Origin of the sequence: Streptomyces javensis (assembly GCF_039525925.1) — a bacterium.
In the GTDB taxonomy this organism is placed as follows: domain Bacteria; phylum Actinomycetota; class Actinomycetes; order Streptomycetales; family Streptomycetaceae; genus Streptomyces; species Streptomyces asiaticus.
The window spans coordinates 168,057-179,465 of record NZ_BAAAIF010000012.1; the positions used below are offsets into that span (position 1 = coordinate 168,057).

An 11,409-nucleotide genomic window follows, 5' to 3' on the forward strand; every position below is an offset into this window, starting at 1 on the left:
CGCCGACCGTTCATCAATCGTTTATCGCCGTCCGGGAGTCTTAGCAGTGGTCGACCCGTCCCCGCGGGGGGCAGACGGGTCGGTTGCGAGGTCACACCGTAAGGTGGACGGCCCTTTTGAGACACCCGTCCGGCGACCCACGGGGGAGTCGCCGGGCGGGTGCCAACGGCCTATACCGACCAAAGCATCCGATGGAGTTGATTGTGACAAGCACGGACAAGAAACCCGAGTCCGACGTCTACCGGCCACTGGAGGCCGACCCGGCGCCCTTCACCACTCAGGGCGAGGGCCACACCCCGGCACCTCCACAGGTGTCCACCCAGGGGGAGGGCCACACGCCCGCACCGCCGCAGCTGAGCACCATGGGTGAGGGTCACACGCCCGCACCGCCGCAGCTGAGCCCCGCGGGCGAGGGCCACACGCCCGCGCCGTCGGAGCTGAGCACCATGGGTGAGGGCCACACCCCGGCACCGCCGCAGCTGAGCGCCGAAGGCGAGGGCCACACACCTTCGGCACCCCAGTAGGAGCACACGAAAGCGTCGCTCATTTCCATGAGGTAACACCGCGGGGCCGATGTCGATGACGCGGAGGGGACGTCATCGACATCGGCCCCTTTGCGCGGGCCACCTCCCGGACGAGCGACCCCGCGCCCCCGCCGCACCACCGGGCGCACCCCCTTTCCGCCAAGCTTCGACCAGTTCCGGCCAGATGGCCGAACACATGTACCCCTCATTGTTAATTTGCAGTACAAAACAGATAATCACCCCCCGTAACGGAGGAACCGGAATGACTCGTGCCACAAAGGGCATTGCGACCTTGATTATCGCCATAGGTGCGGCGGTCGGAGCCACAAGCCAGACAGCCGCATTCGCGTCTGCAAGCGATAGTCACACCCCCATCGTCGGTGTGGACAGTGGTGAATACGCCACAGCTGCCGCTCCGGGCCCGCAGGGCGAGGGTCATGCCCCCACCAGCCCGCAGTAGGCGTCACGAGATCCTCGTGAGCACCAAGGGGGGCCGGGCGATTCCGCCCGGCCCCCCTTGCGCTGCCCCGCGGGGGACACGTACCGGAGTGCCCCTCAGCGATCGCGCCCCGGACACAGGCTGACCACATCGCACTGGAGGATCACCTCGTAGGGGCCACCCTGGGTCTCCGCGCCCTTGGCATGGCCGACGTCCGGCAGGAACCGCCATTGCGAGGGCTTGGCATGCCGGGTCCCGCTGGCCTTCTCCACGCGGATCTGAAGCGTGCGGGCTTCGGGGTCGTTCGTCTCGACCAGTACCTCGTCCGCGTCCAGCGGGAAGTGGTCGTGCAGCAGGCACAGGCCAAAACGGTCGAGGTTGCCGTGTTTCTCCAACACCGCGATGAGGTCCCGGACGAACTCCGCGTCCCGCGGGCCCAGCCCTTCGGCTTCCTCGAACCGGGGAAGTGCAGGCCGTTGCTGGGTCGCATTTTTACCGGCCATAAGCCCACTCCTATGGTCAACGGATCAGCTTATGCACTCTTAAAAGATCGTAAGCGCCCCCGTGGGGTGCCGCAATTCAGAGCTTTCCGCTCACCATGCGGCCAACTGATGGGATCTGTGCCCATCATTGCGCGTCCACACCGGGCCTGTGGCTTCCGGATGAGTAGGTATGCGCACTGTAGGTCAATCATGCGTGGGTAGCGGAGCGAACGTATGGCGGCAAACCGGTGGCGGCGCTGGCTCGGGCTGTTGGTCATGGTGGCGGGGTGGTGTGCGGTATGCGCCACGGAGGCCCACGGAGCCGGGCGTGACGTATGTGACACGGCGCAAGCCGGCAAGTTGCAGGCTCGTTCCGTGCTGCGGTTCTCCCATCATGGGCAGACATTCGTCCAGGCCCAGGCGGATACGGACGTGACCGTGCGAGGTGAAGGGCAGCTGGCGAACTGGCTGCCGCTCGGCGAGAAGTCCAAGCGGTATCGACAGGCGATGCACTGCCTTCTGCGTCGGGAGAAGAATTCAATGCCCAAAGCCAAGCCCTTTTGGAAGGGCGAGTGGCGCCTCCACAGTCCGGAGGTGACGACTGGGCGGAAGCACGGGGTTACGGTCCACTACAAGGCATTCACCTTGATCACTCAGACTGGTAGGACCCAGGTCGGACCGTGGCGAATCAACGCAAGGAAGCCGCACAGCCAATGGCGGGTCACTTTTCAGCCGGAAATCCTGAGCAAGGTGCTGGCGACCGCCCACTGGAAGCAGGTGAAAGTCCAGCTCGATGGACTTGAGGCAAGCGACGTGGATGCCAAAGCCGCGTATCTGGGAAAGGACACGTGGGCGTGGACCAAACCCTCTGGCGTACGGGTCGATGTCTTCCCACCCTGGCACGCCGCCTTTGCATTGGACAATCGAGGAGGGTCCACCCTCAGCACACTGGGCATCGTCTTGTGGTGGTTCTGCGGCTCGGCGGCATTGGCGCTCGCGGTACTTCGGTCCGCTCCACGTTCGCCTTCTGCGCCGGAGCCGCCCGGCCGGTTTCGGCCGTGGCCCCCATGGCGGGCCCCTGACGTCAGTGAGGGTTCCAAAGCGGGCCTCACCAGGACGGCGTTGTGGTGGGCCGGGCTCAGTGCGGCTCTGGGCCTGGCTCTCGCGCTGCTGACCCCAGGAGCGAGGGCGCCCAGCCTCTGGCCCACCCTCGCCGGCATTGCCGCGGGGATGGTGCTCATCCTCGCCGCGCACCCCTGGTTCCCCGACCGATCAACGGCTACGGCGAAGTCGCCGACTCGCGAATTGAGCCGTCGGGGCCGCGCGTTGATCCGCAATGTGTCGCTGACTTCCCTTGGTCTGACCGTACTCGGCCTGGTGGCCGTACTGACCCCCGGCGCCATGGGTCTGTCGGAAGAACTGGCACCACCCGACGCATACACCGTGACACTGATGCTGCTGCAACTGGTGATGGTGTGGTTGTGGCTGATCGCGATGGCGGCATGGGCATGGCGGTTCGTGAGGGACGGAGGGCTGGCCCGCGCATCCTGGACGGTGGCGTGGGACACGGCCACCATCCGTTTCATCGCGGCTTCCGTGGCCGTATTGGCTGTGGTCGCCGTGGTCATGTTGTATGCGTACCGGTGGTCCGTCGAGCTGAATTGGCGACGCACCAACTGGCTCATGGAACACAACGTCAGTTATGAGCGAGCCCACGACCAGAATCTGCACAAGACTCTAGCTGGTTTCGGATCGATTGGACTTTCCTGGGCATACACCCACACCTGGGTCCTGACGACCATCGCACTGGTAGCTCTGCTGAACAGCCGTGCCAATGCCGCGCGGTCCGAGCCGAATACGGAGCAGGTCTCGCTGGGGCCTTCGCGCAACGATATGCGGCTGACCTCCGTTGTCTTCGCCCTCGTCGTGGTGACGCGTGCCCAACTGTTCGCAGGCTCCTCCTTGCTGCTGACTGTCTGGCTGCTGCTGAATATCGCCGCCCTTTACACCGTGCGGGCGGCAGGCCGACGTTGGTCCGTGCTCCACCAGGCGGGCGGAGACTTCCTCACCCAGACGTTGGGCACCGCGCAGGGGCGGCGGGACATGCTGGACAAGGCGCATCAGTACCGTAATCTCCACCAGCGGCTCCGCCTTGTGGATCAGGGCCACACGGAACAGGACACGACCCGCGAGGCGCTGGAGGACCGGCTTCGACGGCTGCGACGTTGGCGCCCTCCCGGATACGATCGGGCCTTCCTCCCCGATCAGGTCTCTGTCGTCGATGTGGCCCTCAGCTGGGGGCCTCACGACAAATGGTGGGACAACGCCTTGCACGGTGCGCGCATCGCGTTTCTCTTCGGAATCCCCTCCAGCGCCATCATCCTCTGGGCGAATTACTTCAAGAATCCCAAGCAGCTCCTGCTCACGAGCGCAAGCGCGACAGGGCTGCCGGACATTGCCGCGTGGTTCGTCACCTGGCAGATCACATGGGCCGGAGCAGGTCTGGTCCTGGGAGCGCTGTGGCGCGTGCTGCCCGGCCACCGTGGACCCATGCGTGCGCTGAGCCTGACCATCGCCTATGCCATCCCCATCGGCGTCGGCGCCCTGGTCAACCGCATCACCGATACGGAGCTCGGCAACGCCGTCCTCAGCATCTCCCTCATGCTCATCGTTCTGACTCTGACCAGCCTCTGGATGGACATGGCGACCTTCAGCGGAGAGAGACAACTGTGGCCGACCCGGTTGAGCCTCCTGCTGTCGATCTACCAGGTGCGCACCCTTTCCGTGCACGCCACCTTCCTCATCGCCCAATTCGCCGCCGCGGCCGCCATTTGGAACAATCTCGCGGGCCCACCGCTCAAGCCCTAGCGACCCCGTCCCAGTCCGCCCGCAGCTTCGCCTTGAGGACCTTGCCGCTGGCGTTGCGCGGCAGTTCGGGGAGGAACTCCACCTGCCGGGGCACCTTGTAGTTGGCCATCTCGCGGCGGGACCACGCGATCAGGTCGTCCGCCGTCAGCGTCGAGTCCGGGCGGCGGACCGCGTAGGCCTTGGCCACCTCGCCCAGGCGCGGGTCCGGGATGCCGATCACGGCGACGTCGGCCACATCCGGGTGGCGGACGATGAGTTGCTCGATCTCGGCGGGGTAGGCGTTGAAGCCGCCGACGATGAACATGTCCTTGATGCGGTCGGTGATGCGCAGATTGCCCCGCTCGTCCATCACCCCGACATCGCCCGTCCGCAGCCAGCCGTCGGGGGTGATGGTGCGGGACGTGGCGATCGGGTCCTCGAAGTAGCCGGATGTGACGTGGTAGCCGCGGACCCAGACCTCGCCCGGCCGCCCCGGGGGGAGTTCGCTTCCGGTGGCCGTGGCGATCTTGACTTCGGTGTCCGGGATCGCGCGGCCCGCCGTGCCCGCGATGACCTCGGGCGGATCGCCGCGGCGGCACATCGTGACGGTGCCGGACGCCTCCGTCAGACCGTACGCCGTCAGCACGGTGGCGACCCCGAGCTCCGAACGCAGGCGCTCCACCAGCTCCAGCGGGACCACGGCGGCGCCGGTGACGACCAGGCGCAGGGTGGACAGGTCATGCGCGGCGCGGGCGGGGTGGTCGAGCAGGGACTGATGGAGGGTGGGCGGGCCGGGGAGGACGGTGATGCGCTCGGCGGCGATATTGGCCAGGGCCGTCTCCACGCTGAACACCGGCTGCGGCACCATCGTGGCGCCGCGGCTCAGGCAGGCGATGATGCCCGCCTTGTAGCCGAAGGTGTGGAAGAACGGGTTCACGATGAGATAGCGATCGCCCGCCGTCAGCCCCGTGATCTCGCTCCAGGTGTCGAAGACCCGCACGGTCTGGGAGTGCGTGGTCACCACACCCTTGGGGTGGCCGGTGGTGCCGGAGGTGAAGGTGATGTCGGAGGGGTCCGCGGGGCGCACCGCCTGCACCCTGGAGCGGACCTCCTCCGGTGGCACGGCGTCGCCAAGCGCCAGGAAGTCCTTCCAGGTGCGGAAGTCCTCCGGGCCGTTGTCGGCGAGGACCACCACCTCCCGCAGATAGGGCAGCCCCGGCAGGGGGCCGTGGCCCGGCCCCTCCCCCGCCGCCCGGCGCAGCGACGCCACATACGAGGTGCCCAGGAAGGTGCCGGTGATGAACAGATGCGTGGCCCGGGTGCGGCGCAGCACATACGCCGCCTCGCCGCCCTTGAACCGCGTGTTGACCGGGACCAGCACCCCGCCCGCCGTGACCGCGCCGAGTGCCGCCACGATCCAGTCGGTGGTGTTGGGCGTCCAGATCGCGGCGCGGTCGCCCGGTTCCAGGCCCGAGGCGACGCACGCTGCCGCCGCGCGCTCGATCCGGGCGCCGAGCTCCGCGTACGAGATCCGGGCCCGGCCCTCGACGACGGCCTCGTCCGGGCCGAACCGCTCGACCGCCGCCCGGATCAGGGCCGGGATGGTGTGCCCCTGCTCCAACCGTTCCATCGGACCGCTCCCCTCCCCGGAACCCGGGACGGACGACCCCACTAGCTGACTACCCGTCAGATTAGCGGTAGCCTTCCCCGCTGTCAGCACCGGTGAACGCGACCACGGAGGCGGCCATGGGGGCGGCAAGGGCGACAGCGACCTTGAAGGACGCGACGGCGATAGCCGGTATCGGGCAGACCCCCTTCGCCAAACGCCTGCCCGAGTCCGAGAAGACCCTGGCCTGCCGGGCGATCCTGGCCGCGCTCGACGACGCCGGCATCGCCCCGTCCGAGGTGGACGCCTTCGCCTCGTACACCATGGAGGAGACCGACGAGGTCGAGATCGCCAAGGCCATCGGTGCCGGGGACGTGACCTTCTTCGGCAAGGTCGGCTACGGGGGCGGCGGCTCCTGCGCGACCGTCGCGCACCTGGCCGCCGCGATCGCCACCGGGCAGGCGAGCGTCGGGGTGGCCTGGCGGTCGCGCAAACGCGGCAGCGGGCCGCGCCCCTGGACCAACACCCAGGTGCAACTGCCCACCCCGGCCCAGTGGACCCGGCCGTACGGGCTGCTGCGCCCGGCCGACGAGATCGGGCTGCTGGCCCGGCGCTATATGCACGAGTACGGCGCGACCCGCGATCACCTCTTCAATGTGGCGCTGGCCTGCCGCAACCGGGCCAATCAGAACCCCGCCGCGATCATGTACGACCGCCCGCTGACCCGCGAGATGTACATGACCGCGCGCTGGATCAGCGAACCGCTCTGCCTCTTCGACAACTGCCTGGAGACCGATGGCGCGCTGGCCTGTGTGCTGGTGTCGGCCGAGCGGGCGCGCGACTGCCGGCACCGGCCCGTGTACGTTCACTCCGTCGCGCAGGGGCTGCCCGCGCAAGCCCACGGGATGGTCAACTACTGGAACGACGACCCGCTGACCGGCCCCTCCTGGACCGCCGCCCGCCGACTGTGGAAAACCGCCGACTTCGGGCCGCAGGACGTGGATGTCGCGCAGATCTACGACGCCTTCACCCCGCTGATCCCGCTCTCCCTGGAGGGCTACGGCTTCTGCGCCCGGGGCGAGGGCGCCGCGTTCACCGAGGGCGGCGCGCTGGAGATCGGCGGACGGCTGCCGCTCAACACCGGCGGGGGCGGCCTCAGCGAGGCATACGTCCATGGCTTCAACCTCATCACCGAGGGGGTCAGACAGCTGCGCGGCACCGGCACCGCCCAGGTGCCCGGCGCCACGACCTGCCTGGTCACGGCGGGTGAGGGAGTCCCCACATCGGCTCTGCTGCTGAGGAGTTGAGCGACGGCATGACACACGTGGAAACGACTGCGACGACGGCCGCGAGTGGCGGGGGCGAGCGGGCCGATGGACTGCTGGCGCCCGTGCCCGACGACGACGGGGCGCCCTTCTTCGGCTACGCGGCGCGCGGCGAACTGCGCGTCCAGTGCTGCGCGGGCTGCGGCGAACCGCGCTTCCCGCCCCGGCCCTGCTGCCCGCACTGCCAGTCCTTCGAGTGCCTGTGGAAAAAGATGAGCGGCCGTGGCCGGATCTGGTCGTATGTGCTGCCCCATCCCCCGCTGTTGCCCGCCTACGCGGCCCAGGCGCCGTACAACGTCGTCCTCGTGGAGCTCGCGGACGCCCCGCGCATCCGACTGGTGGGCAATCTGGTCGCCGCCGCGGACGCCCCGCTGAACTCGGTCCCGCCGGAGCGGATCCGCATCGGCGCGCCCGTGAAGGCCGCCTTCCATGAGGCGGACGGCGGGCTGACGGTGGTGCGCTGGCTGCTGGAGCGGCCATGACGGTCCGCACCCGGGTGGCGGAGGACGGTGTCGCGGTCGTCACCCTCGACCGGCCCGAGCGGCACAACGCCATCGACCTGGAGACGGTCTCGGAACTGACCGCCGTATGGCGGCGCTTCCGCCAGGACGACGCGGTCCGGGCCGTCGTCCTCACCGGCGCGGGCGGCCGGGCCTTCAGCACCGGCATCGACCGCTCGGTCGAGGTGGCACAGCCGCCGTCGCCCTACGCGATGGACGATCCGCTGCGCACCGTGGGGCCCAAGGCGAACGACCTGTGGAAGCCGGTGGTCGCGGCGGTGGCCGGAATGGCCTGCGGCGGGGCCTTCTACCTGCTGGGCGAGGCCGAGTTCATCGTCGCCGACGAGACGGCGGCCTTCTTCGATCCGCACACCAGCTATGGCATGGTCAGCGCCTATGAGGCCGTCTATATGGCGCAGCGGATGCCCATGGGCGAGGTCGCGCGGATGGCGCTGATGGGGACGGCGGAACGGCTCTCGGCCCGGCGGGCATACGAGACCGGCCTGGTCAGCGAGGTGGCCCCGGCCGGTGAGGCCCTTACGGAGGCCATCCGCGCCGCGTCGGTCATCGCGTCGTATCCGACGGAGGCGGTGCAGGGCACCGTAAGGGCGCTATGGGCGGCGAAGGAGGCGGCGCTGGCCCAGGCGCTCGCACAGGCACCGCAGTTGATCGCGCTGGGCAATCTGCCGCCGGGGCGCCAGGCCGCGCTCTTCGCGGCCCGTACGCCCGGCTTCCGTACCCGGTGAGGGCGTCCGCACCCGGTAAGGCCCGTCCACCCCCATGTCGATCGGCTCGGGCCTCAGACCTCAGACCTCAGACCTCAGACCTCAGGCCTCCGACCTCAGGTGGAGCTCGGGTACTTGAGCGCCGAGGTGACCTTGCAGGTGAAGGACGTCTGCTGGGTGAGGGTGCGGTAGGAGGTGGCGCTGAGGGTCTGGCTGCCGCCGGACGCCACGGTGACGGACTTGTAGTCGGAACCCAGCAGGCTGCCGCCGTTCTGGTCCTCCCACTCGATGGTGATCGAGTAGTGCATGGACTGCGTCTCGGGGTTCCTGAGATTGAGGGTGTACTGGAACGAACGGGTCGACTCGTCGTAGTCGCAGCCGCTGGCGGAGATGTCGCTCGTGCCGTCCGAGTTGTAGGTGGCCGGCGCGGAGTAGGTGTAGGAGGGCGTGGGGGCGTCGTAGGACGGCACGTCGGAGGGCACGCCGCTGGGCAGATCGGTGGGCATTCCGCTGGGGAGGTCGGTGGGACCGGACGCCGGGTTGTCGTTGCCCCCGCTGCCGCCGGAGACGAACCCCCCGAGGCCGCCGTCGTGGCTGCCGCCCTTCTTCTTTCCGCAGCCGGTCAGCGCGATGAGCCCGACCAGGGCGACAGCGCATATGCGCATGGAGCGGCGTTGCATGGTATTACCCCCGTTGAAAAGGCACATTCAAGCCAACTGAGGCCAGTTGACAAGTGCACGCCACCCTAGCAATGGGTTTTGCTACCCCAAAGTCACCTGCGGGCGTGCCTGTCCCGGCTCTCAGAGGACGGAGACGACCTCGCACCGCACCACGGTTCCCACGACCGAGGGATCGTCGAGCGGCACCCTTACGGTCCTCGACTTCCCCGCGGGCACCCGCACATCGGCGCGGCCGGAGGTGAGGGTCAGGCCGTTCCTGTCCTGGAAGTTCATGTCCACGAGGTAGGTGTCCGTCGCGCCCGAGCGGTTGCGCACCTTCACGGTCGCCGCCGGACGGCCGCTCTTGCCCTTGCCCTTTTCGGCGCAGGTGACGACCGTCGTCTGGGGCTCGTAGGACGACGCCGAGCCGCCCGAGGAGCCGCTGGAGGCGCTGTCGCCGTAGTCGTCATCGTCGTAGTCGCGATAGCGCGAGCCGCCGGAGCCCGCACCGGTGGTGGAGCTCTCGTCGTCGGAGTCCGAGTAACCACCCGAGCCGGAGCTGGAGCCGGAGCCGGAATCGGAGCCCGACCCCGACGAGTGGTGCGAGGACGAGCTGGAGCAGCCGCCTCCGCCACCTCCGTGGCCATGGCCACGCCCCTTGAACCCGGTCAGCGCCACCAGCACCACGGTGAGCACGGCCGCCAGCCGTAGACCACGCCGCATCACAGACCCCGTTCCCCCGAAGACCGCGCAGAGTTACCCATCGACCTCCCGGCTCCCAGGAGGTCGATGAACGCCCGCAACCGTAGCAGTAGTTGTCAGGGACACGGCCTGCGACCTGCCGCCTCGCCGTGTCACCCCGGGATCGGTCAGACCCGGCCGCCCGACGGGCGGGACTGGCCCGTGCCCTTCACCGCGTCCAGCGCGTAGACGCAGCGGTCCTTGCTGCACGCGTACACCACGCCCCCGGCGGCCACCGGGGACCCGGTGATCTCACCGCCGGTCGCCAGCTTCCAGCGCAGCTGTCCGCCCGCCGCGTCCACCGTGTAGAGGCAGTGGTCGGCCGAGCCGAAGTGGACCCGGCCGTCGGCGACCACCGGCGAGCCGATGACCTCGCCGCCCGCCGCGAACCGCCACTTGGGCGTGCCGGTGACCGCGTCGAGCGTGTAGAGCGCGCTGCCGCTGCCCAGATGGACCGAGCCGTCGGCCACCAGCACCGGCTCGATGGACTGCCGGGCCTCGGTGGCGATGCGCCAGCGGTCGCGGCCGTTCGCCGCGTCCAGCGCGTACACCGTGCCCAGATAGTCGGCGATGTAGATACCGCCGCCGGTGACCGCGGGCCCCGGCGCGTACGCGGGGGCGCACAGGAAGACGGCGGGCGCCTCGAAACGCCACCGCACATCCCCGCGGGCGACGTCGAGCGCGAGCACCCGCGTGCCCGCCGATACGTAGACCACCCCGTCGGGCGCCGCCAGCAGACGCAGCGGCACCCCGCCGCACGACGCCGCGTCGCCCACCGGGTACGACCAGCGCTCCGCGCCGGTGCGCGCCTCCAGGGCGCGCAGCCGCGCATCCGCCCACACATACACCGTGCCGTCGTGGACGGCCGGGCCGGACTCGGGCGTCTCGAAGTCGGTCTGGAGGCCCTGCATCTCCCACAGCAGCTCACCGTTGGCCGCCTCCCACGCCTGGACGCCACCGCCGCGCGTACCGGTGACGACCGTGCCGCGGTCGACCTTCAGGGAGTAGACCCAGCCGTCGGTCGACAGCCGCCAGCGCTCGGCGCCGTCCTCCGCGTCCAGCGCGTACAGCGTGGGGCCGTCGGAGGCGTGGATCCGGCCGTTCTCCACGGCCATCGCCCATGCCACGTCTCGGGTCTTGAACTGGCGCCGGCCGGTGCCCACGTCCAGCGCGTGCACCTCGAACGAGGTCACGTAGAGCAGATCGCCGGCGACCGCCGGGGTGCCCCATACGTCGTTGGACATGCGGAAGCGCCACGGGCGCCAGCGGCCGTGCCCGGCTCCGCCGGGCGGCTCGGGCGGCTCGGCCGACGGGGAGTGGGTCGGCGGCGGGACGGCGGCCGTGCCATCGCCCCCGTTCAGCCCTCCGCTCGTCACCCCGGCCGGCGGGCGCACCCAGCCGGTGGCGGGCCCGGTGCCGTGCTGTGCCTGCGGGTCCCGCGCGTCGGCGGCCCGGAGCCCCGGGCCGATCGGCACCTGCGAACCGGGCAGCCGCACCGATCCGTCGGCCCCGGCGGGCGCCGGAGCGGGCGCCGCGGCGGCGGACGAGGTGGCGGCGGACG

10 protein-coding genes are annotated in these 11,409 nt (G+C 69.6%); 5 read left to right on the forward strand and 5 right to left on the reverse strand.

Annotation, left to right across the window (positions count from 1 at the left end; all coding sequences use genetic code 11):
* Positions 1-203: 203 nt before the first annotated feature.
* Entirely contained in the window at positions 204-524 is a 321-nt protein-coding gene (locus ABD329_RS14265) for a hypothetical protein (protein ID WP_198278942.1), read from the forward strand.
* Positions 525-1,079: 555 nt separating this feature from the next.
* Here ABD329_RS14265 and ABD329_RS14270 read toward each other — a convergent pair.
* Complete coding sequence (locus ABD329_RS14270) at positions 1,080-1,466, reverse strand: hypothetical protein (RefSeq protein ID WP_198278943.1); 387 nt, start codon at positions 1,464-1,466, stop codon at positions 1,080-1,082.
* 255 nt (positions 1,467-1,721) lie between these two features.
* Here ABD329_RS14270 and ABD329_RS14275 point away from each other — a divergent pair, with 255 nt between their 5' ends.
* Complete coding sequence (locus ABD329_RS14275; protein WP_281404671.1) at positions 1,722-4,313, forward strand: DUF6185 family protein; 2,592 nt, start codon at positions 1,722-1,724, stop codon at positions 4,311-4,313.
* On the opposite strand, the gene ABD329_RS14280 is transcribed toward ABD329_RS14275, so the two are convergent.
* On the reverse strand, positions 4,303-5,922 hold the full coding sequence (locus ABD329_RS14280; RefSeq protein WP_344316414.1) for a FadD3 family acyl-CoA ligase: 1,620 nt from the start codon (positions 5,920-5,922) through the stop codon (positions 4,303-4,305). The two genes, ABD329_RS14275 and ABD329_RS14280, sit on opposite strands and share 11 nt — an antisense overlap.
* A gap of 116 nt (positions 5,923-6,038) precedes the next feature.
* Between ABD329_RS14280 and ABD329_RS14285 the strand changes: the two genes are divergently transcribed.
* The 3 genes from ABD329_RS14285 to ABD329_RS14295 are packed head-to-tail and all read left to right on the forward strand — an operon-like array spanning position 6,039 to position 8,469.
* Complete coding sequence (locus ABD329_RS14285; RefSeq protein ID WP_198280308.1) at positions 6,039-7,205, forward strand: lipid-transfer protein; 1,167 nt, start codon at positions 6,039-6,041, stop codon at positions 7,203-7,205.
* An 8-nt stretch (positions 7,206-7,213) separates the two neighbouring features.
* The gene (locus ABD329_RS14290) at positions 7,214-7,705 is read left to right on the forward strand and encodes a Zn-ribbon domain-containing OB-fold protein (RefSeq protein ID WP_198280309.1); all 492 of its coding nucleotides are present in this window, start codon (positions 7,214-7,216) and stop codon (positions 7,703-7,705) included.
* Positions 7,702-8,469: an enoyl-CoA hydratase/isomerase family protein gene (locus tag ABD329_RS14295; RefSeq protein WP_198280310.1), complete on the forward strand. Its 768-nt coding sequence runs from the start codon at positions 7,702-7,704 to the stop codon at positions 8,467-8,469. The genes ABD329_RS14290 and ABD329_RS14295 overlap by 4 nt, the downstream gene beginning before the upstream one ends.
* A 95-nt stretch (positions 8,470-8,564) precedes the next feature.
* On the opposite strand, the gene ABD329_RS14300 is transcribed toward ABD329_RS14295, so the two are convergent.
* The 3 genes from ABD329_RS14300 to ABD329_RS14310 all read right to left on the reverse strand — a co-directional run.
* Positions 8,565-9,113 carry a PT domain-containing protein gene (locus ABD329_RS14300; RefSeq protein ID WP_246618914.1) on the reverse strand — a complete coding sequence of 183 codons (549 nt, stop codon included), beginning with the start codon at positions 9,111-9,113 and terminating at the stop codon, positions 8,565-8,567.
* 135 nt (positions 9,114-9,248) lie between these two features.
* Positions 9,249-9,830, reverse strand: coding sequence for a hypothetical protein (locus ABD329_RS14305; protein ID WP_198280312.1), 582 nt, complete (start codon positions 9,828-9,830; stop codon positions 9,249-9,251).
* A 146-nt stretch (positions 9,831-9,976) separates the two neighbouring features.
* Positions 9,977-11,409, reverse strand: a 1,433-nt coding sequence (locus ABD329_RS14310; protein ID WP_344316415.1) for an outer membrane protein assembly factor BamB family protein, incomplete at its 5' end; no start/stop codon positions are given.

Excerpts from the sequence above, each read along its gene's own strand:
- ABD329_RS14270 (WP_198278943.1), bottom strand. The coding sequence starts at position 1,466 with ATGGCCGGTAAAAATGCGACCCAGCAACGGCCTGCACTTCCCCGGTTC.
- ABD329_RS14275 (WP_281404671.1), top strand. The coding sequence starts at position 1,722 with ATGGTGGCGGGGTGGTGTGCGGTATGCGCCACGGAGGCCCACGGAGCC.
- ABD329_RS14280 (WP_344316414.1), bottom strand. The coding sequence starts at position 5,922 with ATGGAACGGTTGGAGCAGGGGCACACCATCCCGGCCCTGATCCGGGCG.
- ABD329_RS14285 (WP_198280308.1), top strand. The coding sequence starts at position 6,039 with ATGGGGGCGGCAAGGGCGACAGCGACCTTGAAGGACGCGACGGCGATA.
- ABD329_RS14290 (WP_198280309.1), top strand. The coding sequence starts at position 7,214 with ATGACACACGTGGAAACGACTGCGACGACGGCCGCGAGTGGCGGGGGC.
- ABD329_RS14295 (WP_198280310.1), top strand. The coding sequence starts at position 7,702 with ATGACGGTCCGCACCCGGGTGGCGGAGGACGGTGTCGCGGTCGTCACC.
- ABD329_RS14300 (WP_246618914.1), bottom strand. The coding sequence starts at position 9,113 with ATGCGCATATGCGCTGTCGCCCTGGTCGGGCTCATCGCGCTGACCGGC.
- ABD329_RS14305 (WP_198280312.1), bottom strand. The coding sequence starts at position 9,830 with ATGCGGCGTGGTCTACGGCTGGCGGCCGTGCTCACCGTGGTGCTGGTG.